The sequence below is a fragment of the Flavobacterium sp. SM15 genome, assembly GCF_022012335.1.
Taxonomy (GTDB): domain Bacteria; phylum Bacteroidota; class Bacteroidia; order Flavobacteriales; family Flavobacteriaceae; genus Flavobacterium.
The window spans coordinates 109,364-133,549 of record NZ_JAKLTO010000007.1 but is presented as its reverse complement, the minus strand read 5'-3'; the positions used below and the strand labels follow the sequence as shown (position 1 = coordinate 133,549).

24 protein-coding genes are annotated in these 24,186 nt (G+C 40.6%); 10 read left to right on the top strand and 14 right to left on the bottom strand.

Annotated features, from left to right (window positions below; translation table 11 throughout):
* Positions 1-17: 17 nt before the first annotated feature.
* The 7 genes from LZZ90_RS12240 to LZZ90_RS12210 form a co-directional block, all read right to left on the bottom strand.
* Positions 18-1,184 carry an iron-containing alcohol dehydrogenase gene (locus LZZ90_RS12240; RefSeq protein ID WP_237790987.1) on the bottom strand — a complete coding sequence of 389 codons (1,167 nt, stop codon included), beginning with the start codon at positions 1,182-1,184 and terminating at the stop codon, positions 18-20.
* Between the two features lie 76 nt (positions 1,185-1,260).
* A complete protein-coding gene (locus tag LZZ90_RS12235) occupies positions 1,261-1,758 on the bottom strand; it encodes a DUF1648 domain-containing protein (RefSeq protein WP_237790986.1) in 498 nt (165 codons plus the stop codon).
* 9 nt (positions 1,759-1,767) lie between these two features.
* A complete protein-coding gene (gene nadD, locus LZZ90_RS12230) occupies positions 1,768-2,349 on the bottom strand; it encodes a nicotinate (nicotinamide) nucleotide adenylyltransferase (protein WP_237790985.1) in 582 nt (193 codons plus the stop codon).
* Positions 2,350-2,371: 22 nt separating this feature from the next.
* On the bottom strand, positions 2,372-2,944 hold the full coding sequence (gene gmk, locus LZZ90_RS12225; RefSeq protein ID WP_237790984.1) for a guanylate kinase: 573 nt from the start codon (positions 2,942-2,944) through the stop codon (positions 2,372-2,374).
* A 68-nt stretch (positions 2,945-3,012) separates the two neighbouring features.
* Entirely contained in the window at positions 3,013-3,873 is an 861-nt protein-coding gene (locus tag LZZ90_RS12220; RefSeq protein ID WP_237790983.1) for a YicC/YloC family endoribonuclease, read from the bottom strand.
* Positions 3,874-3,924: 51 nt separating this feature from the next.
* Positions 3,925-4,851 (bottom strand): DMT family transporter, encoded by a 927-nt coding sequence (locus tag LZZ90_RS12215; RefSeq protein ID WP_237790982.1) that lies wholly within the window; start codon positions 4,849-4,851, stop codon positions 3,925-3,927.
* Entirely contained in the window at positions 4,848-5,201 is a 354-nt protein-coding gene (locus tag LZZ90_RS12210) for an arsenate reductase family protein (protein ID WP_237790981.1), read from the bottom strand. Before LZZ90_RS12210 ends, LZZ90_RS12215 begins: the two co-directional genes overlap by 4 nt.
* Before the next feature lie 123 nt (positions 5,202-5,324).
* Here LZZ90_RS12210 and LZZ90_RS12205 point away from each other — a divergent pair, with 123 nt between their 5' ends.
* The 3 genes from LZZ90_RS12205 to LZZ90_RS12195 are packed head-to-tail and all read left to right on the top strand — an operon-like array spanning position 5,325 to position 7,418.
* Positions 5,325-5,762 (top strand): thioesterase family protein, encoded by a 438-nt coding sequence (locus LZZ90_RS12205; RefSeq protein ID WP_237790980.1) that lies wholly within the window; start codon positions 5,325-5,327, stop codon positions 5,760-5,762.
* A 12-nt stretch (positions 5,763-5,774) separates the two neighbouring features.
* Positions 5,775-6,230: a DinB family protein gene (locus LZZ90_RS12200; RefSeq protein ID WP_237790979.1), complete on the top strand. Its 456-nt coding sequence runs from the start codon at positions 5,775-5,777 to the stop codon at positions 6,228-6,230.
* A 42-nt stretch (positions 6,231-6,272) separates the two neighbouring features.
* A complete protein-coding gene (locus LZZ90_RS12195) occupies positions 6,273-7,418 on the top strand; it encodes a cystathionine gamma-synthase (protein WP_237790978.1) in 1,146 nt (381 codons plus the stop codon).
* A 56-nt stretch (positions 7,419-7,474) separates the two neighbouring features.
* On the opposite strand, the gene LZZ90_RS12190 is transcribed toward LZZ90_RS12195, so the two are convergent.
* On the bottom strand, positions 7,475-8,257 hold the full coding sequence (locus LZZ90_RS12190) for a pre-mRNA-splicing factor 38 (RefSeq protein ID WP_237790977.1): 783 nt from the start codon (positions 8,255-8,257) through the stop codon (positions 7,475-7,477).
* Positions 8,258-8,453: 196 nt separating this feature from the next.
* Here LZZ90_RS12190 and LZZ90_RS12185 point away from each other — a divergent pair, with 196 nt between their 5' ends.
* A complete protein-coding gene (locus tag LZZ90_RS12185; protein WP_237790976.1) occupies positions 8,454-10,748 on the top strand; it encodes a T9SS type A sorting domain-containing protein in 2,295 nt (764 codons plus the stop codon).
* Positions 10,748-11,461, top strand: a complete 714-nt coding sequence (gene recO / locus LZZ90_RS12180; RefSeq protein ID WP_237790975.1) for a DNA repair protein RecO — start codon at positions 10,748-10,750, stop codon at positions 11,459-11,461. Before LZZ90_RS12185 ends, recO begins: the two co-directional genes overlap by 1 nt.
* Before the next feature lie 68 nt (positions 11,462-11,529).
* On the opposite strand, the gene LZZ90_RS12175 is transcribed toward recO, so the two are convergent.
* Positions 11,530-12,978, bottom strand: coding sequence for a hypothetical protein (locus LZZ90_RS12175; protein ID WP_237790974.1), 1,449 nt, complete (start codon positions 12,976-12,978; stop codon positions 11,530-11,532).
* A gap of 215 nt (positions 12,979-13,193) precedes the next feature.
* Here LZZ90_RS12175 and ileS point away from each other — a divergent pair, with 215 nt between their 5' ends.
* The 3 genes from ileS (at position 13,194) to LZZ90_RS12160 (ending at position 17,772) form a co-directional block, all read left to right on the top strand.
* On the top strand, positions 13,194-16,652 hold the full coding sequence (gene ileS, locus LZZ90_RS12170; protein ID WP_237790973.1) for an isoleucine--tRNA ligase: 3,459 nt from the start codon (positions 13,194-13,196) through the stop codon (positions 16,650-16,652).
* Positions 16,653-16,712: 60 nt separating this feature from the next.
* Positions 16,713-17,093 (top strand): TraR/DksA C4-type zinc finger protein, encoded by a 381-nt coding sequence (locus LZZ90_RS12165; RefSeq protein WP_237790972.1) that lies wholly within the window; start codon positions 16,713-16,715, stop codon positions 17,091-17,093.
* Positions 17,094-17,178: 85 nt separating this feature from the next.
* A complete protein-coding gene (locus LZZ90_RS12160; RefSeq protein ID WP_237790971.1) occupies positions 17,179-17,772 on the top strand; it encodes a lipoprotein signal peptidase in 594 nt (197 codons plus the stop codon).
* Positions 17,773-17,826: 54 nt separating this feature from the next.
* Here the strand turns inward: LZZ90_RS12160 and LZZ90_RS12155 are convergent, their stop codons facing one another.
* The 5 genes from LZZ90_RS12155 to LZZ90_RS12135 all read right to left on the bottom strand — a co-directional run bounded on the left by LZZ90_RS12155 (position 17,827) and on the right by LZZ90_RS12135 (position 21,418).
* Positions 17,827-18,009 carry a hypothetical protein gene (locus LZZ90_RS12155; protein ID WP_237790970.1) on the bottom strand — a complete coding sequence of 61 codons (183 nt, stop codon included), beginning with the start codon at positions 18,007-18,009 and terminating at the stop codon, positions 17,827-17,829.
* A gap of 34 nt (positions 18,010-18,043) precedes the next feature.
* Positions 18,044-18,613, bottom strand: a complete 570-nt coding sequence (locus LZZ90_RS12150; protein ID WP_237790969.1) for a 5-formyltetrahydrofolate cyclo-ligase — start codon at positions 18,611-18,613, stop codon at positions 18,044-18,046.
* Complete coding sequence (locus LZZ90_RS12145; RefSeq protein WP_237790968.1) at positions 18,582-19,844, bottom strand: pyridoxal-dependent decarboxylase; 1,263 nt, start codon at positions 19,842-19,844, stop codon at positions 18,582-18,584. Before LZZ90_RS12145 ends, LZZ90_RS12150 begins: the two co-directional genes overlap by 32 nt.
* Before the next feature lie 56 nt (positions 19,845-19,900).
* Entirely contained in the window at positions 19,901-20,875 is a 975-nt protein-coding gene (locus LZZ90_RS12140; RefSeq protein ID WP_237790967.1) for a succinylglutamate desuccinylase/aspartoacylase family protein, read from the bottom strand.
* A gap of 66 nt (positions 20,876-20,941) precedes the next feature.
* Entirely contained in the window at positions 20,942-21,418 is a 477-nt protein-coding gene (locus tag LZZ90_RS12135) for a hypothetical protein (protein ID WP_237790966.1), read from the bottom strand.
* Positions 21,419-21,768: 350 nt separating this feature from the next.
* Here LZZ90_RS12135 and LZZ90_RS12130 point away from each other — a divergent pair, with 350 nt between their 5' ends.
* Both LZZ90_RS12130 and uvrC read left to right on the top strand, forming a co-directional pair.
* Entirely contained in the window at positions 21,769-22,266 is a 498-nt protein-coding gene (locus LZZ90_RS12130; protein ID WP_237790965.1) for a hypothetical protein, read from the top strand.
* A 113-nt stretch (positions 22,267-22,379) separates the two neighbouring features.
* Positions 22,380-24,185, top strand: coding sequence for an excinuclease ABC subunit UvrC (gene uvrC, locus LZZ90_RS12125; protein WP_237790964.1), 1,806 nt, complete (start codon positions 22,380-22,382; stop codon positions 24,183-24,185).
* Position 24,186: the final 1 nt, after the last annotated feature.

Here is a 24,186-nt window from a genome sequence, read left to right as displayed (position 1 = left end):
AAGGAGCGTTTGTCATTTTAATAGCTTAGTTCCACAATCTCGCGAACTTTTTCCGGTGTGATGTTTTGCTTTTCACCCAGTGCTTTCCAACCACGCTCTTCAAAACGGGTTACTATAAAATCTGCGGTGTTTTGGTAATCGGCAGTGTTTTGAGAAAGTTTGGTTTGCATACCCATTTTATGGAAAAATTCTACGGTTTTTTCGATAGCTTTTTCCGCTTTTTCTTCGATGGAATTTCCTTGAATTGAGAAAACGCGTTCACCGTATTGTGCCAGTTTCTCTTTTTTAGTTTCAAACATCACTCGGTACAGATTCGGGCCAATAATAGCCAAAGTTCGCGCATGGTCGATTTCGTATAAAGCTGTAAGTTCATGGCCAATCATGTGGGTTGCCCAATCGGTTGGTACCCCTTTTTGAATTAAGCCGTTTAAAGCCATGGTTGCGCACCACATAAAGTTCGATGCCAATTTATAGTCGCTTGGGTTTTCGGCGACTCCCGGACCAATTTCAATTAAGGTTTGTAAAATACTTTCGGCAAGTCGGTCTTGCAGTAATGCATCGGTGGGATAAGTGAGGTACTGTTCCATTACGTGAGTGAAGGCATCCACGACACCGTTCTGAATTTGTCGTTTTGGAAGTGATTCGATCACCGTCGGGTCACAGATCGAGAATTTCGGAAACAAAGCGCTGCCGCCAAAGGATAATTTTTCCTGAGTTTGGTCGATAGTAATTACTGCTCCGGAATTCATTTCGCTTCCGGTTGCCGGTAAAGTCAGCACGGTTCCAAAAGGAATAACTTGAGAAAGGTCTTTCATCAAGAGGCGTTTGTGTAAAATATCCATCGGATTGCCCTGAAATTTAACCGCTGCCGAGATGAATTTTACCCCATCAATCACACTTCCTCCACCAACAGCTAAAATGAAGCCGATGTTTTCCTTACGGATGATCTCTACGGCTTTCATTAGAGTTTCATAACGCGGATTGGGTTCAATACCTCCAAATTCGAAGAGTTCAACATTGGCAAGCGCGGTTTTTACCTGCTCATAAACCCCATTTTTAAAGATGCTTCCTCCGCCATAAGCTAGAAGAATTTTGGTGTTTTGGGGAACCAAATCAGTGAGTTTGGTCATTTGTTCTTTCCCGAAAACGTAATTGGTCGGGTTGTATAGTTCGAAGTTTAACATAAAATACCGTTTAAAAGTTCAAAATTTGAAAGCTTAAAGGTACAGATAGTTTAATTCGAAAACTGATAAAGGAATGTTAACTGTTTTTAACCATTTGAGTTAGGAAATAGAAGATGGGAATAAAAATCAATCCCAAAACCAAAGGTAAAAACCAAGTACCCAGTCCGTCTGCAGTCCCGTTTATGGTTTTTAGGGTCATGTAGACAATCAGACCAAAAATAATCAGAATGATCAATTTTAGAAATCGAAACATTCGCGTTGAGGTTTGGTATTGTTTTTCTGCATTTTCTTGAGTAATTCCAGCAGGGTAATTGTGAAGATGCGGAAAAAAACTAAGTGCTGTCAGTACAATAAAAATTACAGAAGAGATTAGAGGAAGCGCCAGTAAATTCATTTTACTCCCATAACCATCCGCTTGACCCGAGCCGTCAAAATGGGTAGGGATTGTTTGGGGTAATTCTGTATAATTAGAAAGTGTAAGTATCCAGATGCCTATTAGAGCCGCCCAGCCCAAGGCTTCCACTATTTTATCAAAGGGTTTAAGCGGTATTTTTAGCTTTGGCCGTTCTTCCATTACAGTAACTTATTTCTTGTAAAATAAATTGTGATCGATGTACTGCCAAACGTTCTCGGGCAGCATCGGACGGATAATTTTCCCTTGTTTTATGCTTTCGCGGATAAACGTAGAGGATAATTCTAAAATGGGTGCCCCAACTCTGTGAATTTTGGGATGATTGATGAACTGCGCATCGATTTCGCCCGAAGCCGCTCTCGGATACACATAAATTTGGTGGTTTTGGAGAATTACCTGGTAATTTTTCCATTTGTGTAACGAATTCAGGTTGTCTTCTCCCATGATCAATGCAAATTCATGGGTGGGATATTTTTCCTGAAGATGTGCCAGGGTATTGACCGTATAATTGGGTTGCGGTAATTTGAATTCGATATCGGACGGCTTGATTTTCGGGTAGTTTTCCGTAGCCAGATGCACCATGTGCAAACGGTGGTAATCGTCCAGTAAGGATGTTTTCTGTTTGTGCGGATTGTGCGGGGTAACCACCATCCAGATCTGATCCAAATCGGAATGTTCCGCCATGTGGTTGGCGATAATCAAATGCCCGATGTGAATTGGGTTGAAGGTGCCGAAGTATAATCCGATTTTCATTTTATTAACTATGAGCTGACCACTACTGGGTTACAAAATTCTTTACCAATTGATAGGCTTCTTCTTTGGCAATGTCTAAATCATAATTTTTGATGATGGTATCAAATTGTGGTGCCGTGGCTAATTCTACGTGTGCTTTGGCAATGCGCATGTTGATTTTGTCTTCGCTTTCCGTGGAACGTTCTTTTAAACGACGTTTTAATTCGTCTACACTTGGCGGTTTTACGAAAACGGCCAGCGTTTCTTCCGGGAATTTCGATTTGATGCGGAGTCCTCCAGCCACATCGATGTCGAAAATTACATTTTTACCTAGCGCCCAAATGCGTTCTACCTCACTTTTTAAAGTCCCGTAGAAATTATCGCGGTACACTTCTTCCCATTCTACGAAATCTTCTGCTTTAATGTGTTTTTTGAAGTCTTCAATCGACATGAAATAGTAGTCTTTTCCACTTACTTCTTCTCCTCGTGGAGCTCTTGTTGCGGCAGAAATCGAAAACTCAAGGTTTAAGTCTTCTTTTCCTAATAAATGTCTAACTATGGTGGTTTTTCCCGAACCGGATGGTGCTGAGAATACGATCAATTTCCCTTTACTCATTGTTTTAGCATTTAACTTTCAGCGTTTGGCTTTCAGCTTGGTTGTGTGTTTGTAAAAATAGTTTTGGCTTATAAAACGTTCAAAACCTGTTCTTTAATTTTTTCCAGTTCGTCTTTCATCTGAACCACCAGTTTCTGCATACCGGCGTGGTTCGATTTGGAGCCCATCGTATTGATTTCACGACCCATTTCCTGAGTGATGAATCCTAATTTTCTACCGTTGGCCTCGCTACCGTTTAAGGTTTCCAGAAAGTAGTCCAAATGGTTGGTTAAACGTACTTTTTCTTCGGTGATATCCAATTTTTCCAGATAGTAAATCAATTCCTGTTCGAAACGGTTTTCGTCTACATTCACTTTCAGTTCGTCTATGGCCGTTTGCAGTTTGTTTTTGATGTTTTCGATGCGCTCCGGATCCAGTTCCAGCGCCTGATTCATGAAGCTTCGAATGTTGCCCACGCGCAGTTTGAATTCGTTTTCCAATGAAAGTCCTTCGTCTTTACGGAACTGGTTGATGTTTACCAGTGCGTCTTCAATGGCAGACTGAATCTGTTTCCATTCGTTTTCGTCGATTTCGTCGCGCTCGGTTTTTAAGGCATCGGGCATACGAACCGCCATTTTCATCAGTTCGGTCGCGTCGGCTTCGGGTAAAATAGCGCGCATTTGTGCGATATAACCTTTTACAATCGGGGCATTTACTTTTGATGAGGTTTCTTCTCCGGTAATTTCAACATATAAAGAAAAATCAACCTTTCCGCGTTCCAGGCTTTGGGAAATCTGGTTGCGCAGCCCCAATTCCATTTCGCGGTACACCGATGGCATGCGAACATTTAAGTCCAGCCCTTTGCTGTTTAACGATTTAACTTCTACTGTGATTTTTTTGGTAGGCAACTGTAAAGTAGCTTTTCCAAATCCGGTCATCGATTGTATCATGTTTTTCTAAATAGACTTCAAAGATAAATAAAACTGTTCAGTATTTAGTGCTTAGTGTTGGCTTGGATCTGTTCCGGGAAGGGATTCTTCGATAATTTCCGGTTTTTTCTTAATTACAAGATAAACGCCTGTGAAAATCAAGGCTGTTGAACCAATTTTTACCCAACTGAGTTCGTCTTTGCCCAGTCCGATGGCAAAAATAGAGGCGAAAAGGGGCTGCAGGTAGATGAAAACAGCTACCGTGGTCGGTTTTAGTTCGCGCATCGAAAGCAAGTTTAACAAATACGTCAAAAAAGTGGAAACTACTACCACAAAACCAATTTTCCAATAAATATGCATGGGAACAAGGTTCCAATCCACTGCCTGAAATTCGTTCCAGCCAAAGGGAAGTACCATCAGAAAACCGAACAGATAAATCCATTTTACAAAGGAAAAGGCGTTGTATTTGTCCATGAGCTTCTTCACCAAAATCAAATAAAAACCATAAGAAACTGCGTTAACAAAAACCAAGAAATTTCCAAGAGTGGCGTTCGGTGCGTTTACCATCGATTTTCCGTATAAAATCAAAGTAACGGTACCGGCCAATCCTAATAAAATTCCAAGAACTTTGCGGTTTTCCATACGCTCTTTCATAATAATGGCCGACAAAACCAAGACAATCATTGGTGTGGTTACCATCAAAACGGCACCCATAATAGGAGAAGTGTAGCTCAATCCTTTAAAAAAAGTAAGCATATTGAAGGCTACTCCAAAAAAGGCAGCGGCTAAAATTCTCGGAAAATCCTTTTTCTCAATTTTTTCGGTTTTTACAAAAAGAGCGGAAAGCCAAAACAAAAGCATCGTTCCGCCAACTCGTAAAAAAATAAAACCAAAAGCGTCAATATACTTGGGCATCACGTCTTTGGCTATGGTAAAAGTAACTCCGTAGATCAGGGCTACCATCCAAGCGGCGATTAGGGCATAAGTACGGGCTTTCATCGACTTAATACGGCTATTACTTCGTTAATGTTTTTTTGGTTGTTTCCGATGTAAATTTTCCCGTCGATGATGAAAACCGGTCGGCTCAAAAAGGTGTAGTGTTCCAAAATGTATTTTTTGAAATCGGCCTCGGTCAGGTTCTTGTTTTTAAGATCCATCGACTTGTATAATTGTGCTTTTTTGCTGAAAAGGGCTTCGTAACTTCCGGAAAGCTGGTACATTTCTTCCAATTGTTCTGGCGTGATTGGATCCTGGCGGATGTCCTGAAAAACCAATCGATTGGAGTTGGGTAACGATTTGATTATTTTTCGACAGGTGTCGCACGAAGCGAGATAGTATATTTTATTCATGGAACGCTCTTTTTAAAATTTGCTTTGCAAAAATACGGTTTTCGTTAAAATAGATTTAATTTAAATGACTTAGGAATACCCAAGCGAATAATTCTCTTTATTTTTGGGTAAACTTTATAAACGATGAGTGTTTTTACCAAGACAATTTCGATTCGATGGTCGGATCTGGACCCGAATTTTCACATGCGCCACAGTGCCTATTATGATTTTGGTGCCCAGCACCGTATTGAAGTTCTGGAGCAAAACGGATTGACTTTAAGGGTTATGCAACAGGAGCATTTTGGCCCGGTTTTGTTTCGTGAAGAATGTATTTTCAGGAAGGAAATCCATTTGGGTGATACGATAACCATCAGTACCAAAATCGGAAAAATGAAAGCAGATGCTTCCCGATGGACCATTGTTCATGAATTGAGCAACAGTAAAGGGGAACTTTGTGCGGTACTAAGTGTAGACGGCGCTTGGATCGATACAAAACTGAGAAAATTAGCCAGTCCTACTCCGGAAATTGCCCAACAAGTCATGAGTGCCTTTCCAAAAACCGAAGACTTTATTTTACTTTAAATTATAAATAACATGCAATCTACCTTTGACATTAATCAATCGAGCAGAAACATTCTTTTGAAATTTCTTGAAAATTATTCGTTAGACCAACTAAACAAGGTCCCGGAAGGATACAGCAATAACCTGATCTGGAACATTGGCCATATAGTGGTGGTCCAACAAATGCTGGTGTATAATTTATCCGGCTTGCCTATGAAGATTTCTTCAGAAATGGTAGAGAAATACAAAAAAGGAACCAAACCAGAGGTACCGGTTTCTCAAGAAGAAATTGAACAAATTAAACAATTGCTTTTTGCCACTTTGGAACAAACTAAAAACGACTTTTCTGCAAATATTTTTAAAGAGTACAACGCTTTTACCACCATGAGTGGTTTCAATATCAGAAACGCTCAGGAGGCTATGGAATTCAATAATTACCACGAAGGAGTGCATACCGGTGTAATGATGCGCATCAGCAAGTTTTTATAATCCTGAAATAAGCCGTAATTTTATCCTCTAAAATAAAGAAATATGAAATTCAATACTAAAGTAATACATGGTGGACAACATCATGAAAAAGTGACAGGAGCGGTTATGCCTCCGGTTTTTCAAACTTCTACTTTTGCTCAGGTTTCTCCAGGACAACCCGTAGGAGAGTACGAATACAGTCGTGCCGCCAATCCAACGCGTCAGGCTTTGGAAGATGCTTTGGCTTCGATTGAAAATGGAGCGCGTGGTTTAGCGTTTGCTTCGGGTTTAGCAGCTACGGATTGTTTGTTACGCCTTTTTAAAGCTGGTGATGAAATCATTGCCATGGACGATTTGTACGGCGGAACCTATCGTTTATTTACCCGTTTATATAAAGACAGCGGGATCAAATTCCATTTTGTTGACATGAACGATTTGGAAGGTTTTCAAAAACTGATTAATGAAAACACTAAGTTGGTTTGGGTGGAAACGCCAACGAATCCCTTGATGAAATTGGCCGATATTGCCGAAATCGCTAAAATTACTAAAAAGCACAATATTTTATTTGCGGTTGATAACACTTTTGCTACCCCGTACTTGCAAAAACCTTTGGATTTAGGAGCTGATATTGTAATGCACTCTGCAACCAAGTATCTTGGTGGTCACAGTGATGTAATTGCGGGTGCTTTAGTGATTAAAGACAAAACTTTAGGGGACGAATTGCATTTCAAACAATTTGCAACTGGTGGAACGTTAGGGCCAATGGACAGCTTTTTGGTGTTAAGAGGAATAAAAACGCTTCATTTACGCGTACAGCGTCATTGTGAGAACGGTGTAAAAGTGGCAGAATTTTTGAAGAATCATCCGAAAGTGGATAAAGTCTATTATCCAGGTTTAGAAAATCACCCGTTTCATGAAATTGCGAAGAAGCAAATGAATGGTGGTTTTGGGGGAATGGTGACTTTTACCTTCAAGTCGGGTGCTAAAGAAGATGCTATTGTGTTTTTAGAAAAGGTTAAGGTGTTTACCTTGGCGGAATCGTTAGGTGGGGTAGAATCGCTTGCCAATCATCCGGCTTTAATGACACATGCTTCAATTCCTGAAGACAAACGCAAAGAAATTGGGATTACCGATGATTTGGTTCGGTTAAGTGTTGGTGTGGAAGACGCCGATGATTTAATAGAAGATTTGAGACAGGCGTTGGCTTAAATAAAAAGAAAAACCCCGAGCATTACTCGGGGTTTTTTTATATCAGAAACTTTAGATTAATCTAGGTAGTAAATGTATCCGAAGTTTAGCCAAACTAACCAATCGTTTGCTTTGTTCTCAGGATATAGGTTTTCATCCGGATTTAAACCGTCAACCCAGTTGGAAAAATAGTACTGCCAACGTAAATCAACCATTAAGTCGGAAAGTTCGGTTAATTTATAACGGGTTCCAACACTTCCTACTACAGACCATGTGCTTCCGTCGTCGTTGGAAGTTGCTCCGATGTATTTAGTTGGTAAAACCCCTGGCTGATCTATACGCCCTCTTGTAGACCATGCTTCAGGACTGAAATAAGAATACTGTGCTCCCAAACTTATAAAAGGACCAAAAGCTCCGTTTGTAGCCGTGAAGTCACGAATACTTAACGGGAAGTACTCTAACTGCATACCGATGTTGGTTACAGCCGTGCTGCCTCGCATCGCTTTTAATTGCTGTGTAAAAGTTGAGTTACTTTTTTTGTCAACCCACTCTCCAAAATGCTGAAGCTGAGTTTTGTTATAAGAAAGTTCAGATCTTAATTTAAAGTGATCGTTGAAATAGGTTTCCGGAGTATAACAGTTACACTCGGCTCTGTATGAGAAATTCAGGTAGTGAATTAGCCCTATTCCATACCCTGTATTTCCTGAGTTTGTTTTTAAGTCAAATCGCTCACCATAATCCGACATGAACGCTACCGGACCGGCAATAACTCCAATTTCATGGGAAAAACCGAACTGAGCTCTAGTAGCAAAGCTGCTTCCAAAAACAACTAGCAGGAAGAATAAAATTTTTCTGGGCATTTTTTAATGTTTTTAGGTCATTACCGGACAAATATATAAAAACAAACTTACTTTGAAAAAAAAAAGAAAAATTTGATTTTAATTTCAAATTATTTTGTTAATAGATTGAACAATTAATTTTAAAAAGCAGTGTGTAATCACAATAAAATTGGTATTTCACGGTTTTGCTTATATTTGTAGACTATCTGTTAAGTAAATGAAAAAAGTATTTTTTTGCACCCTGTTTTTTATAACCTTGATTGGTTTTTCACAACAAAATCAGTTGTGGAAAGGTTATTTTTCGTACACAAACATTAACGATGTGTCCGATTCGCCAACAACAGTTTATGCGGGAGCTGAAAATGCGGTGTTTTCCAAAAACAGTACGACTAATGAGATAAAAACAATCAATTCGATTGATGGTCTGAAAGCGGATGTTATTACTTGTATTTATAAAAGTAATTCTACTGGAAAATTACTAATCGGAAATCAAAACGGGTTGCTTTTGGTGGTCAATGAAGCCGACAAATCGGTGTTGAATGTGTTGGATATTGTAAACAAACCGTCTATTCCGCCAAATATTAAAAAAATCAATCATATATACGAGTACAATGGTAAGGCGTATCTTTCCTGTGATTTTGGAATTTGTATTTTTGATTTGGCAACCCTGCAATTTGGGGACACTTACATAATTGGACCTTCAGGAGAATATGTTCAGGTTTTTCAAACAACGGTTTATAATGATGAGTTGTATGCCGTTACCCGATATAATGGCATTCGCAAAGGAGCACTTTCCAATCCGAATTTGGTAAGCTATGCCCAATGGCAGGTTTTTGATTCAGGGAATTGGAATGGGATCGCTACCATTGGAAATCAATTGGTTGCCTCTAACACGAATCTTAACTTGTACCGCTGGACAGGAACCAACTTTGCGCAATTTTCTACGGTAAGTCAGGCAGTTGAGGATTTTAGGGTTGCGGGGGACAAATTAGTCTTTACTTCGCCAAACCATGTGTATACGTTTAATGCTCAGCTTGTTCAACAGCAGCATATTACGCAGATTCCGGGAGTGGCTTCCACTTTCACCAGTGCCACGATTATTAGCGATGAAATTTTTATAGGAACCAAAGACAAAGGGCTCTATTCAACCACTACGGGTAATGTTTCGGTTTTTGAAGACAATACTCCCAATGGTCCTTATATGAATAACATCTTCAGAATTAAAAAAACCTCCAATTTTCTTTGGGCTGATTACGGAAGCTATTCAGATGAGTACAACCCTTATAATCCGTTTCTTGGCGAGTTTCCGATCAGTAAATATGCTCAAGATTCCGGATGGACGCTGCTTCCTTATGAGAATTTACTCCAGGCAAAATCCTTAACCACGATAGTTCCGAATCCTCGAAACGATAAACAGGTTTTTGTGAGTTCTTTTCATTCCGGTTTGTTGAAAATTGACAATCAAAACATATCGCTTTACAATAACTTGAATACAGGGCCTAATGGGTTAGAACGAGTGGACGATCCCAATCCAAATTATGTTTCAATACGGGTGAACGGCCCGGCTTTTGATAAGGAAGGCAATCTCTGGATGACCAATAGTCTGGTAAAAAAGGCTATCAAAGTTTTCAGAGCCGACGGACAATGGCAGTCCTATTCGTTAGAAGGTATAACACCAAGTCCGCAGATTGATAATTATGCCATTACGGTCATTGACAAAAACGGTACCAAATGGATTCCGTCTTTTAGAAGTGGGGTGATTGGATTTAATGAAAAATTCAACAATAAATTCAACTTGATCAAATATGGGGAAGAGGGGAATTTGCCCGAAAAAGATATTCGAAGCCTTGCGATAGACACTAAAAACCAACTCTGGATCGGAACGGCTTCCGGCTTACGAATTTTAACCAGTGTAGATAAATTCCTTACCGATGAAACCCTTAAAACCAATTCGATCATCATTATGGAAGACGGATTGGCGCAAGAATTATTTTTCCAACAGAGCATCATGGACATCGCTGTAGATGGAGCCAACCGAAAATGGCTGTCCATTGCAGACGGAGGGGTTTTCTTGGTTTCGCCCAACGGTCAGGAAACGATTTATCACTTCACTAAAGAAAATTCACCGCTGCCAAGTAATAATATAAACGACATTGAAATTGATGGAGTTACCGGAGAAGTTTTTTTTGCTACCGACAAAGGACTGGTGTCTTTTATGGGAATTTCCACCAAAGGAGCCGAAGACTTGAGCAACGTTTATGCATACCCCAATCCGGTGCGTCCGGGTTATGTCGGAACGGTTAAAATCAGTGGATTGATCGATAATGCGAATGTTAAAATTACCGACATTGAAGGAAATTTGGTTCATGAAACTACCTCCAAAGGCGGAACCATCGAATGGGATACCACAGCTTTTGGGAAACACCGTGTGGCTTCTGGAGTATACATGGTTTTAATTGCAGGGGAAGATGGGACAGAGACCAAAGTAACCAAAGTGATGATTATCCGCTGATGCTGATCAAAACCAAAGCAATTGTTTTAAGTGCCTTAAAATACCAGGAAAAATCACTGATTGTGAAATGCTTCACCGAATCGGATGGTTTGAAATCGTATTTTGTGCCCAGCGCTTTCTCGGCCAAGAAATCGAATCAGAAAATTGCTTATTTTCAGCCGCTTTCTCTTTTGGAGGTGGAAGCCAATCACAAAAATAAAGGCACACTGGAACATTTTAAAGAGGTTCGGCTCTCAACACCTTATCACTCTATTAATGTTGATGTGGTAAAGAGTACCATTGTTATTTTTTTATCGGAGATTTTGCACCACAGTATTCGGGAAGAAGAAAAAAATCTGGAGTTGTTTACTTTTCTGGAAACCGCTTTGATTTGGTTGGATACTCATGAGGAAATCTCGAATTTTCACCTGATTTTATTGCTTGAAATTACTAAGTTTTTGGGGTTTTACCCTGATACAACCGAAATTGATTTGCCTTTTTTTGAACTCAATGAAGGTGTTTTTTCCCAATTTCAGGCGCTGAGTTGTCTTTCGGAACACGAATCGTTGTTGTTTAAAAAACTCATTGGGTTACGGTTTGATTCCCAGCTGAAAATTTTTGCTGGAACCGAGCGTCAAATTCTTTTAAAAATCCTCCTGAATTATTACTCGATTCATCTGGACGGATTTAAAAAACCGAAATCTTTGGAAGTGCTAAAAGAAGTATTTTCGTAAGTGATACCTTTGATAAAATAAGCGCCATGTGGGTAACATGACGCCTAATTTATAAATTTCCCTCTTGATTATTTTAAGGTTTTGGTTATAAAACGCATTAAGTGTTGTTTGTCTTTCAAGTTGTTGATTTCCACTCTTGTTTTACCCTGACTGTTTAACAGATAGGCATCAAAAACATGGCTGATGTAAAGTGGAGATTTAGGACTACCTGAAGCAAAACTCACAGCGTTATGACACGAAAAACAGTTGGCCAAATTCGAAGCATTGATGTCTGAAATGTTTTTCTCAAAAGTTTGGGTGTACGTTTCCATGGTGATGTTGGCATTGTTTAACGAACCGCGAGCGCTAGATCCCGGAGTGGCATTTCCGATATTGAAACCTAAATTAACAATGGTTTTCGCTTGTTGTTGCGGGTTCATCCCGTCGGTATTGATCCAAATAGAGCCGTTGTAAAAATAGTTATTCCAAACATCGTCCAATTTACCCGCCACACATTCATTGATGGTTTTTATGTTGTCGAAGTTTTCGGGTTCCATCTGGCAGGTTTTCATGTATTGGTCACCAGAGGTTTTCGGAACTCCGAACTGAAATAAATCATAAGCTTTTAATGGTTGTTTCGGCCCTGAGTTTTTTACCCAGGTAATGCCGTCAAGTCCTGTTGTGGTGCCTTTGCTGTATAAAAGTTTATCCTCTGTTGATGAGGCTTGGTTGGTTTTCCAATCGTATACAGGAGCCAAATCGTTATGTTGGAACGTAGCCCAGATAAATTCCGGATGGTTGATTACTACCCCTACAACGTGCATCCCTAATAAAGCCATTTTCTTTTTCTGGAACGATTTTCCGTCAACACTTACAGCAGCATCCGTGATATAGAAATTCTTTTGTTTATCGGCTCTAATGGTATTAGCATCCACCCAAGAAACTTTTAGTTCCAAGGAGCCGACAGGGAATGTTTTTAAGTTGTTAGGACTCAGTTTTCCACTGTTGATGCTGTCTTTGTAAGTTTTGGCAGCTTTTATCATGATCTCATTAGCGTGTATGGAGTAATACACCGTGAAATCTTTGGCAATCTGGTTGGTTCCGCCGTAAATCGGATTTGCTTTTAAAACACCGTTTGATCCGGCCTGTTCGGTATCGGCAAGAACAATTGAGGCGCCTGGTTGTGGTGTAACAGGTAGTAAGGCATCGGAAACTTGTGTCAATTTATTGAGAAATAAAGGTTTTTGATTAGCTTCTGGTTTAGTCAGCCATAGAAATTTCTGCCACGACCACTGATGGAAAATTTCATTGGTGGTGGAGGTGGTGTCAAACGGGCTTCCTTCCCCTTCTTCAGGTGCCGGAGTTTGTGAATGCGGAAACCACGAAGCCTCGCAGCTATTGCCTTCACTTTTGTTGTAGGCGGCGGTTTCTTTTTTGTTTTCTTCTTTTTCAACTTCTTTTTTACAGGAAGAAAGTAGAATCAGTGCCAAGCAGCCGTAGATGAAACGCTTGGGGTTCACAGAGGTAAAATTGTTCATGTTGTCGGTTTTAGAATTTAGCCCAAAGGTGCTAATCCGATACAAAACCGCTGCGCGTAAAAATACCTGTTTTTGAAAGGGCTGTTCCTTGTTGATTCAAACTGTTTGTTTACTAGTAGAATAGATCTTGAACCAGCCGCGCAATTTATGTTAGTATTAACGTAGAATTAGTCAAAATTTAGTACTTTCGCGCATTGATTTTAGAAAACGACAAAATGAGCACAAAATTCACTGAATACAAAGGACTTGATTTGCCAACCGTGGCTTCTGAAGTGCTTGATTTCTGGAAAAAGCAAAACATCTTTGAGCAAAGTGTAACTTCTCGTGAAGGAGCCGCCCCGTATGTGTTTTTTGAAGGTCCGCCTTCAGCAAACGGCTTACCGGGGATTCACCACGTGATGGCCCGTGCGATTAAAGATATTTTTTGTCGTTATAAAACCCAAAAAGGATTTCAGGTTAAGCGTAAAGCAGGTTGGGATACCCACGGATTACCGGTGGAATTAGGAACCGAAAAAGAATTGGGCATTACCAAAGAAGATATCGGTAAAACTATCTCCGTGACCGAATACAACGAAGCGTGTAAAAAAACGGTTATGCGTTATACCGACGTATGGAACGACCTGACCGAAAAAATGGGCTACTGGGTAGATATGCAAGATCCGTACATCACCTACAAATCCAAATACATGGAGTCGGTTTGGTGGCTCTTGAAACAGATTTACAACAAAGATTTGTTGTACAAAGGCTATACCATTCAGCCATATTCGCCTAAAGCAGGAACCGGATTGTCTTCGCACGAAGTAAACCAGCCGGGTTCGTACCGCGATGTGACCGATACAACGATTGTAGCACAGTTTAAGGTTTTAGATAACCAAAGAAAACTGACCTTTGCTAAGTTTTATGAGTACATCACCACCAACAATTTAAAACAATACAAGTTTGAAGCGCTGGAACTCGATGAAATTCATTTCTTAGCCTGGACGACAACCCCTTGGACTTTGCCTAGTAATACCGCCTTGACGGTTGGTCCTAAAATCGAATATGTTTTAGTAAAAACCTTCAATCAGTATACTTTTCAGCCAATCAACATCATTTTAGCAAAGAATTTGGTTGGAAAACAATTGTCTAAGAATTATTTCGAGACCAGTGAGGCTTCCGATTTTGAGAATTTTAAAGAAGGTGATAAAAAAATCCCTTTCGAAATTTTAGCTGAATGTAAGGGAGAAGACTTAGTTGGAATTCAATACGAACAGTTGTTGCCTTATGCCTTACCGTATCAAAACCCTGAAAACGCGTTCCGAGTGATTTCGGGAGATTTCGTGACTACGGAAGACGGAACCGGGATCGTACACACCGCGCCTACATTTGGTGCCGATGATGCGAAAGTGGCCAAAGAAGCTACTCCGGAAGTGCCACCAATGTTAGTGTTGGACGAAAACGGAAACCCTGTACCACTGGTGGATCTGCAAGGGCGTTTTGTGTCTCAGATGGGCGAAATGGGTGGTAAATATGTGAAAAATGAATACTACAACGAAGGCGAAGCACCTGAGAAATCGGTTGATGTGGAAATCGCGATTCGTTTAAAAGAAGAAAATAAAGCCTTTAAGGTTGAGAAATATGTGCACAGTTATCCGCATTGTTGGAGAACGGACAAACCGATTTTGTACTATCCGTTAGATTCTTGGTTCATCAGGATTACAGAAGTAAAAGACCGTATGTTCGATTTGAACGAAACCATCAACTGGAAGCCGAAAGCAACCGGAGAGGGTCGTTTCGGGAACTGGTTGAAAAACGCCAACGACTGGAACTTGTCCCGTTCACGATACTGGGGAATTCCTTTGCCGTTATGGAGAACCGATGAAGGAACGGAAACCGTTTGTATTGGTTCGGTGGAAGAATTGTGCAATGAAATCGAAAAAGCGATCGCGGCAGGATTCATGACCGAAAATCCATTCAAAGGATTTGTGATCGGAAACATGGACGAGGCCAATTACGATTTGGTGGATTTGCATAAAAATGTAGTAGATGCCATCGTTTTAGTGTCGCCTACAGGAAAACCGATGAGACGCGAAACGGATTTGATCGACGTTTGGTTCGACTCTGGAGCGATGCCGTATGCACAATGGCATTATCCGTTCGAGAATAAAGAGTTAATCGATGAGAAAAGATCATTCCCTGCTGATTTTATTGCGGAAGGTGTCGATCAAACACGCGGATGGTTTTATACGTTGCACGCTATCGGAACCTTGGTTTTTGATCAGGTAGCATATAAAAACGTAGTGTCTAACGGTTTAGTGCTGGATAAAAACGGACAAAAAATGTCCAAACGTCTTGGGAACGCTGTAGACCCGTTTGAAACTTTGAAGGAATACGGGCCGGACGCAACCCGTTGGTACATGATTGCCAATGCCAATCCATGGGATAACTTGAAATTTGACATCGAAGGAGTGGCGGAAGTACGCCGTAAATTCTTCGGTACTTTATATAATACCTATTCGTTCTTTGCGTTATATGCTAACATTGACGGGTTTACTTACAGTGAAGCAGAAGTTCCGCTTAACGAACGACCGGAAATTGACCGCTGGATTTTATCCGAGTTGCACACACTGATTAAGTTGGTGGATGAAGCGTATGAAGATTACGAACCAACCAAAGCCGCAAGAGCGATTTCTGATTTTGTTCAGGAGAATTTGAGCAACTGGTATGTGCGTTTGTGCCGCAGAAGATTCTGGAAAGGCGACTACGGAACCGACAAGATTGCGGCCTATCAGACGTTGTATACCTGTCTGGAAACCGTAGCCAAGTTATCGGCACCGATTGCTCCGTTCTTTATGGAACGCCTGTATAAAGACCTGAATGCCGCGACAAATAAGGAAAGTTTCGAAAGTATCCACTTGGCGCAATTCCCGAAATTTGTTGACAATTTTGTTGATAAATCCCTGGAAAGCAAAATGTTGAAAGCCCAGACGGTTTCTTCATTGGTGTTGTCCCTTCGTAAAAAGGAGATGATCAAAGTGCGTCAACCCCTGCAAAAGGTAATGATTCCGGTACTTGATCAGGTGCAACGTGCTGAAATCGAAGCTGTTTCCGACCTTATCAAAGCAGAGGTAAATGTGAAAGAAGTAGAGTTGTTGGACGATGCGTCTGGAGTGTTGGTAAAACAAATCAAACCGAATTTTAAAACTTTAGGACCCCGCTTTGGTAAAGACATGGGCTTGATTTCCAAAGAGATACAGAACTTCGGACAGGAACAGATAACTAAATTAGAACGAGAAGGCGAAATAAGTATTGTTATTTCAGGAAATAGTGTTACTTTAACCACTGAAGATGTAGAGATTTCTTCACAGGATATTGAAGGGTGGTTGGTAGCAAATTCCGGAGGGATAACAGTGGCCTTAGATATCACGATAAACGATGCTTTACGCAAAGAAGGTATCGCCCGCGAATTGGTCAACCGAATTCAGAATATCCGCAAAGATTCAGGTTTTGAAGTAACGGACAAGATTAAAGTGACTATGCAAAGAGACGGTATCATTCAGGAAGCCGTAAACGATAACGAAGCATACATTAAATCGGAAACCTTAACCGAAGAACTTGTTTTCACCGAACGTATCGAAAATGGTACGGAAATTGAATTTGACGACCTAAAAACAAGAATATTAATTTCAAAGTAAGGAAACCGAAAGGTTACATCTGACAAATTAATGAGTAATTAACCAAAAACAGATGAAATTATGGTAGATGAACAAATAAGATATTCCGACGCGGATTTAGCGGAATTCAAAGAATTGATTCAGAAGAAACTGGAAAAAGCCAAAAATGATTTGGACTTGATAAAAAGCGCTTACCTAAACGACTTGAACAACGGAACTGATGATACCTCACCAACGTTCAAAGCTTTTGAAGAAGGAAGCGAAACAATGTCAAAAGAAGCCAATTCGCAGCTTGCCATTCGTCAGGAAAAATTCATCCGTGATTTAAAAAATGCGTTAATCCGAATTGAGAATAAGACTTACGGAATCTGTAAAGTAACCGGAAAGTTAATCAATAAAGAGAGATTGAAACTGGTTCCTCATGCAACCATGAGCATTGAAGCCAAGAACCTGCAACGTTAATCTTTTCAAAATTTTACTAAACGCTCCGTTAGGGGCGTTTTTTATTTTACATAAATAGTTTACTTTTGTTTCCAAATTAGAAGAAATGTCGTTAAAGAAAGCCTATTTACTGGTCATTCTGATTTTGGTTATCGACCAGATTTCCAAAATATACATCAAAACCAATTTTGAACTCGATGAAGAAGTGTTCGTGTTCGACTGGTTTCGTATTCATTTTATTGAAAATTCCGGGATGGCTTGGGGTGCTGAAATTCCGGGGGCTTTTGGAAAATTGTTATTGACCAGCTTCAGAATAGTGGCCGTGGGCGGAATCGCGTATTGGTTGTGGGATGCCGTAAAAAAGCAATCGTCTAATTTTTTAATTGTTGCCGTGGCTTTGATTTTAGCCGGTGCCGTTGGAAATATTCTGGACTCGGTTTTTTACGGAAGAATCTTTAATGATAGTTACGGTCAGGTTGCAACCTTGTTCAGCAACGAACCTTATGGTCACTGGTTTCACGGTAAAGTGGTCGATATGTTCTATTTTCCTATTTGGGAAGGCAACTTACCGTCATGGCTACCGATTTGGGGTGGAAAGCATTTCACGTTCTTCAACGCGATTTTTAACATAGCCGACGTGGCGATTTCTACCGGTGTAGGGATCTTGATTGTATTCAATAAACGAGCTTTTGGGAAATAAGTTCAATCATCAGATATAATAAAATAAAAAAAGACCTCTATTTAGAGGTCTTTTTTATTTGTTGTGTCCCGGAGCGTGGCGTCGGGCACTTTTCTCGCCGGTAATTTTTTTGGCTTGTCCCGGAGGAAGCGGTTTGGCTTTTACAGCCGTTCTTCTGGGAGCATTTACACGAACACTGCAGGCAGTTAGCGATGCCGTAAATAAAGCGAATAAAGCAATTCCAAACAGATTTCTCATAAGGTTAAGGTTTTTGGTTTTGCTAATATAACTTTTAAAGTTTAAATTCAAAAATTCCTTCGGGGGTTATGCAATAATTCAATCGGATGTCGTTTTCGTTACTGTCTGAAATAGTGTCTTCCGGATCAAAATAGGAAAGACCAATCTTGATTACTTCGGGTTTGCATTCCGCTAAGAAAGTATCGTAAAAACCTTTGCCATAGCCCACGCGATGTCCGGTTTTATCGTAAGCCAGTAAAGGAACAAATACTACATCAATTTTGGAGGAAGGAACTTCAAGTCCGTCTACCGGTTCCGGAATCCCGTATTCGTTGTTTTTAATTTTGGTGTTGTCCGTTAAGAGGAAATGCGTCATTTTTCGGCTTTCGAAATCGGCTTTTGAAACGACAATTTCCTTATCGCGTCCGGATAAAATCTGTAACAGGTATTCCGTGTTGATTTCGTTCTGTGCTTCAATGGGCAGAAACAAATGAAAATAGGTTTTGTCCCAAACCGGAAGACTTAAGCTGTGATTGGCAATTTCGAGACTCATCAATTGAATTTCATCAAAAGTGAGTTTTTTACGCTCGTTTTTATACTTTAAGCGGAGTTCTTTCTTTAACATGGATGGTGCGTTTCAAATCGGTTATAAAAGTACTCAAATGATCGACTTCCACATGATCCATAATCACAATTTTATACCATTTGTTGCCTTCTCCGTGCTTTTGCGGCACCAAATCGTATTTTTCTTCCAGTTCCGCTGTAATGTATTCCGATTGCACCGTCACGATATTCATAAACGGATCACGGAAGTACTTCACTTGCAAAACATCCAATTGATTGCAAAGCCAATCGGTGCGCATCTGCAACACCCGGATTTTTTCGCACCAGCCAAACGGCCCGTAGGTAAAAAGGATCATCCAAACCGCGATGGCATTGGCTCCGCTTCGACTTCCACATAAGGTCAAATCCATGCCTTCGACGTATTCGGCTTCTTGGGTAAGTACATTTTCAATTAATCCTTTTCGGCATAGAAAAACTCCGGTTCCGTAAGGTGCCTGAAGCATTTTGTGCGCATCAATGGTTATCGAACTGATTTTAGGGTTTTCAAAGTTGATGGTGCTTTCTGAATTGCTGAACGGATACACAAACCCACCATACGCCGCATCAATATGTAGTTTGTATAATAAATTATGACGCTCCAAGAGTTCACAATAGTCATTAGGCTCATCAATGGCGCCAAACATGGTAGTGCCCATATTGGCAATCACGATGAAGTATTTTTTGCCTTTATGTTTTGCAGCCAAAACAATCTTGTCCAAAGCGATTTTATCCAGCTTTCGGGTTTCAAAATCTACGGGAACCGCATAGCGTTCGATCATCAGTAAATTGGAAGCTTTTGGGATGGAATAGTGTGTGTCTTCAGAGGCCAGAATTGCAATTTCCTCCGGCAAGGCCTCGCAATAATTCATAAAGAAATTGCGGTACATCCAAATGGCCTGAAGGTTGGCCTCGGTACCGCCGGGTGCAATATAACCGTCGTAGGAATGGGGCTGGGCTTTAAAAATATCTTCCGCCAGCACTTTCAAGACTTCACGTTCCATTTCCTGCGTTCCGCTGAAGGCTTTTTCAGAAGTGCCAAAGGTATGACAGCCGATATGGTTCGGGTTGGCCACATAAGTTTGCAGGGTTGGCGCATCCTTCAAAAAAGGCATGTCGCTGTTGAACACTTTGCTGTCCAGTTTGGAAGCCGGATAGCCCAAGGAGGCGTCGTGTGCAAAATTTACGTTTTCCTGCAAGGCCCGTTCAATTCGCGCCTGACGTTCCTGTTGCGATAGTTTTTTCCACAAAATCATAGTCTTGAATTTTAATCAAAACTAAGGGCTTCTCTAACAATAAAATATGATAATTGTTAGGTTTGTTCCAGTTCGGTAGAAATATGATAAATCGCATCACCTTGATACACAATCGGCGCTTCGTTTACGTTGATGATGTACCCTTTGTTCGGCGCTTTCATTTTGTGTTCCACTTTTCCGTACGGGTCAGAAATGGTGGCCAAAAGTTGTCCTTTTTCAACATAACTCCCAATTTGGGTGTACCCGTGGAACATTCCGGAATAGCGTGCGCGAATCCAACTTGATTTTTCAATATAGATGCTGTTGTTTTCGGCGGGTGTTGCTTTTTTACGGTGGTTGAGCATGTTCAGGTGTTCCAAAACCCGTTTGGCACCTTCAATGCCCTGTTGGGTAATGTCTTCGTTGATGTCGATGGATTTTCCGCCTTCAAACAAGAGCATTTTCACTCCTAATTTATCGCAGGAATTTCGGAAGGAGCCGGTAATGTTGTTGGAATACAACGTAAAGGGCGCATTGAAAATTTCTGCCAAGTCCCTAAGTTCCGCATTGTTGGGCGCGATTCGAATTTGAGCCGCATTAAACCGTGCCGCACCACCGGCATGAAAATCAATGGCATAATCCACAAACGGGATCACTTCTTTTAAAAGATAATAGGCAAAACGACTGGCCAACGAACCGTTTTTACTTCCCGGGAATACGCGGTTCAGGTCGCGACCGTCTGGAAATTCGCGGGTTTGGTTCACAAAACCGAATACATTGATGATCGGAATGCAAATGATCGTTCCCGTTTTGGGTTTGTTGATTTTTTTCACAATGAGCTGACGGACAATTTCAATCCCGTTGATTTCGTCGCCGTGCAGTCCTGCCGATAACAATACGGTCGGTCCCGGAAGCTTGGAACGCTCCACGATGATGGGGATTTTCAGTTTGGTCATCGTGTGAAGTTTGGCAATTTCCATGTTGATGGTTTTGCTTTCTCCTGGCAGGATTTCTTCTTTTAGGATTTTCAGGATGTTATTGCGGTAGTTCATAGCGGGTTAAAACGCTAAAATAGTAATAATTATAAATTATAAGTTATGAATTATGAGTTATAGGGATCATTTTTTCTTCTTGGTCTTTCCTGTTTTTGGGAAGAATACTTTCAGGCTTTCAATTTTAGCGGCATAACCAATTTGATTGGCAAAACTGTTTTTGTATTTTGCGTATTTGTAATCGCGCAGGGCATCGGTGTAGTTGTCGAAATCACGGAGTATTTTAATGCTCAGTAGCTCGCGTTCCAACTCTCGTACTTGGGAAAGAAGTGCGCCAGTGACGGTTCGGTCCGCATAGTCTTTTTCAAATTCGTTCCAGTCAATTTCAGGGGATTGTAATTGGGGTTGGCTTTGATGGTAGTCGCGCACCTTATTCACCAAAAGCTTGTTCTGTTCACCTACTTTGGCGTATTGACGGCGTTCCGCAGGGGTAAGATTAACGCTCATTCGGCTGAGAATAGCTCGAATCTGTTGCAGGTTTTGGGTAAGGGTAGTGATTTCGGCAGGCGTAAAATGGCTTTTTCCTAAATTGTCGATGGGCATAGAAGTATTTTTTATGAATTTATGTACAATTATATAAATAAATTCTTATAAAATTGATTTAATAACTGAAAAAATCAATAGCATTTGTCAATGTATAGAACAACTTAGTATAAAAATTGAATATGTATTGTAATCTATTGAAAGAAGAACTGTAAAAATTAAGAAAACAACTGTATTTTTTGATTGAAAGTTGCAATGTTTATAGTTTGTTTTTCAATTGAACTGATTATTGAAGCAACCGTGGCGAAGTAGCAATTAATTTGTAACTTTGGAACAGGGCTGCCTTGGTACATCTAAAAGCACGTGTCGTTACATGGCCAAAATAGCCGAACTTCCAAAAAGAATACTAAATGAAACAACTCTTTCTATTGCTTGCTTTTAGCTTTTGTTTTTTAACTTCTTTGGCACAAGAGGTGAACACGTACAAGCTTGACAAAGAAATAAAGGTTGTGTCGATTACGCTCCACAGAAGCGCGCCTCATTTGTACCGCAGTAAAGTTGAAAAGAAACTTATTGGGTTGTCCTTTTTTCGGGACAGCAAAAAGGGATGTTATGTAAAGAAAATTTACACTACCGATGATATGAATAGGGCAAATTCCTTAACCATAGGTGATGAAATGAACACTGAACAGTTCGATACAATTGTGAGGATGATTAAAAAAATTGATATTGATAAAATCAATTACGATTTCAATATAGCCGATGGGATATCGTATTCTCTGAGTTTTGGGGATGGAGCCTATACTGTAAATATTGGAACTAATTTGGCCGATGAAAACGAAAGGCTTCCTGAACTGGAAAATTTTTTGAAACTTTTTGATTACACCTGGAACTTAATGAAAGAATGACGGAGACAAGCCATAATTGTCCATTAGGAGTGATGCGTTATAAATTTTGAATCGAACTGTTTTTAGTGGAACTAATTCGTAACTTTGAAACTAGCTAAGAACAAATCCTCAAAATGTCGCTCTCCGCTTTAGAACTCCAAATTCAAACCTTACCGGACAGTCCCGGCGTCTATCAGTATTACGATAAAGACGGCAAGATCCTTTATGTGGGGAAAGCCAAGAATTTAAAAAAACGCGTTTCGTCCTACTTCAATAAAGTGCACGACAACGCCAAAACCAATGTGCTGGTTAAGAAGATTGTAGCCATTAAGCACATCGTTGTACCTACGGAAACCGATGCGCTGCTGCTGGAAAACAACCTGATCAAAACGCTTCAGCCGCGCTATAATGTGTTGCTCCGTGATGATAAGACCTATCCGTGGATCTGCATCAAAAACGAGCGGTTCCCCAGAATTTTTTCCACCCGGAAAATGATTAAAGACGGCTCGGAATACTTTGGCCCGTACACCAGTTTTAAGACCGTGCATACGATTTTGGATTTAATTAAAGAATTGTATCCGCTGCGCACCTGCAACTATGATTTGAGCAAGGCGAACATTGACAGCGGGAAGTTCAAAGTCTGTTTGGAGTACCACATCGGGAACTGTAAAGGGCCGTGCGAAGGTTTGGAAAGCATTACTAATTATGAGAAACAGGTGCAGGCTATCCGCGAAATCTTAAAAGGGAATTTTAAAGAGAGTTTGAAAGACTTCAAAAAACACATGACCGATTTGGCGCTGGACATGAAGTTCGAAGAAGCCCAAAAAATCAAGGAAAAGATCGAAGTGCTGGAAAATTATCAGGCGAAATCGACCATTTTGAACCCGAAGATTTCCAATATCGATGTGTTTTCCATTGTGTCCGATGAAAGCATGGCGTATGTGAATTTCCTTCAGATTTCCCACGGCGCGATTGTGCGTTCTCATACCATGGAACTCAAAAAGAAACTCGAAGAAACCAACGAAGAACTTTTAGAATTGGCTGTTGTGGAACTCCGTGAGCGTTTTCATCTGCTGTCCAAAGAAATCATCCTGCCGTTCGAACTTGATTTCGGCGATAAAATAAAAGTGACTGTCCCTAAACTGGGTGATAAAAAGCAAATTCTTGATTTGTCCGAGCGCAATGCAAAATACTACCGCTTGGATCAACTCAAACAAATCAAAATCGTCGATCCGGACCGGCATACTAACCGTATTATGGCGCAGATGCAGAAGGATTTGCGCTTGTCGGTGGAACCGCGTCACATTGAATGTTTTGATAATTCTAATATTCAGGGAGCCAATCCGGTTGCGGCCTGTGTAGTGTTTAAGGACGGCAAACCGAGCAAGAAAGATTACCGTCATTTCAACATCAAAACCGTGGAAGGCCCGAACGATTTTGCCTCTATGGAAGAAGTTGTTTATAGGCGTTACAAGCGTTTGCTGGAGGAAAACGAACCGTTGCCGCAGCTGATCATCATTGACGGTGGAAAAGGGCAGTTGTCCTCAGCGTTGAAAAGTCTGGAAGATTTGGGCTTGCGCGGAAAAATTGCCATCATCGGGATTGCCAAACGTCTGGAAGAAATTTATTATCCGGGAGATTCGGTGCCGCTTTATCTGGACAAGAAATCGGAAACCCTGAAAACCATTCAGCATTTGCGCAACGAAGCGCACCGTTTCGGAATTACGTTTCACCGCGACAAACGCAGCAAGGCGGCGATTCAAACTTCGATGGAAACCATTCCCGGAATTGGTGAAAAAACCATGATTGCGTTAATAAAACAGTTCAAATCTGTAAAAAGATTATCAAATGCGACCGAAAAAGAAATTTCTGACGTCGTTGGGCTTTCAAAAGCCAAAAAAATTGTCGAATTTTACAAGAAATCCAATCCCGAACAATAAC

Excerpts from the sequence above, each read along its gene's own strand:
- LZZ90_RS12240 (WP_237790987.1), bottom strand. The coding sequence starts at position 1,184 with ATGTTAAACTTCGAACTATACAACCCGACCAATTACGTTTTCGGGAAA.
- LZZ90_RS12235 (WP_237790986.1), bottom strand. The coding sequence starts at position 1,758 with ATGGAAGAACGGCCAAAGCTAAAAATACCGCTTAAACCCTTTGATAAA.
- nadD (WP_237790985.1), bottom strand. The coding sequence starts at position 2,349 with ATGAAAATCGGATTATACTTCGGCACCTTCAACCCAATTCACATCGGG.
- gmk (WP_237790984.1), bottom strand. The coding sequence starts at position 2,944 with ATGAGTAAAGGGAAATTGATCGTATTCTCAGCACCATCCGGTTCGGGA.
- LZZ90_RS12220 (WP_237790983.1), bottom strand. The coding sequence starts at position 3,873 with ATGATACAATCGATGACCGGATTTGGAAAAGCTACTTTACAGTTGCCT.
- LZZ90_RS12215 (WP_237790982.1), bottom strand. The coding sequence starts at position 4,851 with ATGAAAGCCCGTACTTATGCCCTAATCGCCGCTTGGATGGTAGCCCTG.
- LZZ90_RS12210 (WP_237790981.1), bottom strand. The coding sequence starts at position 5,201 with ATGAATAAAATATACTATCTCGCTTCGTGCGACACCTGTCGAAAAATA.
- LZZ90_RS12205 (WP_237790980.1), top strand. The coding sequence starts at position 5,325 with ATGAGTGTTTTTACCAAGACAATTTCGATTCGATGGTCGGATCTGGAC.
- LZZ90_RS12200 (WP_237790979.1), top strand. The coding sequence starts at position 5,775 with ATGCAATCTACCTTTGACATTAATCAATCGAGCAGAAACATTCTTTTG.
- LZZ90_RS12195 (WP_237790978.1), top strand. The coding sequence starts at position 6,273 with ATGAAATTCAATACTAAAGTAATACATGGTGGACAACATCATGAAAAA.
- LZZ90_RS12190 (WP_237790977.1), bottom strand. The coding sequence starts at position 8,257 with ATGCCCAGAAAAATTTTATTCTTCCTGCTAGTTGTTTTTGGAAGCAGC.
- LZZ90_RS12185 (WP_237790976.1), top strand. The coding sequence starts at position 8,454 with ATGAAAAAAGTATTTTTTTGCACCCTGTTTTTTATAACCTTGATTGGT.
- recO (WP_237790975.1), top strand. The coding sequence starts at position 10,748 with ATGCTGATCAAAACCAAAGCAATTGTTTTAAGTGCCTTAAAATACCAG.
- LZZ90_RS12175 (WP_237790974.1), bottom strand. The coding sequence starts at position 12,978 with ATGAACAATTTTACCTCTGTGAACCCCAAGCGTTTCATCTACGGCTGC.
- ileS (WP_237790973.1), top strand. The coding sequence starts at position 13,194 with ATGAGCACAAAATTCACTGAATACAAAGGACTTGATTTGCCAACCGTG.
- LZZ90_RS12165 (WP_237790972.1), top strand. The coding sequence starts at position 16,713 with ATGGTAGATGAACAAATAAGATATTCCGACGCGGATTTAGCGGAATTC.
- LZZ90_RS12160 (WP_237790971.1), top strand. The coding sequence starts at position 17,179 with ATGTCGTTAAAGAAAGCCTATTTACTGGTCATTCTGATTTTGGTTATC.
- LZZ90_RS12155 (WP_237790970.1), bottom strand. The coding sequence starts at position 18,009 with ATGAGAAATCTGTTTGGAATTGCTTTATTCGCTTTATTTACGGCATCG.
- LZZ90_RS12150 (WP_237790969.1), bottom strand. The coding sequence starts at position 18,613 with ATGTTAAAGAAAGAACTCCGCTTAAAGTATAAAAACGAGCGTAAAAAA.
- LZZ90_RS12145 (WP_237790968.1), bottom strand. The coding sequence starts at position 19,844 with ATGATTTTGTGGAAAAAACTATCGCAACAGGAACGTCAGGCGCGAATT.
- LZZ90_RS12140 (WP_237790967.1), bottom strand. The coding sequence starts at position 20,875 with ATGAACTACCGCAATAACATCCTGAAAATCCTAAAAGAAGAAATCCTG.
- LZZ90_RS12135 (WP_237790966.1), bottom strand. The coding sequence starts at position 21,418 with ATGCCCATCGACAATTTAGGAAAAAGCCATTTTACGCCTGCCGAAATC.
- LZZ90_RS12130 (WP_237790965.1), top strand. The coding sequence starts at position 21,769 with ATGAAACAACTCTTTCTATTGCTTGCTTTTAGCTTTTGTTTTTTAACT.
- uvrC (WP_237790964.1), top strand. The coding sequence starts at position 22,380 with ATGTCGCTCTCCGCTTTAGAACTCCAAATTCAAACCTTACCGGACAGT.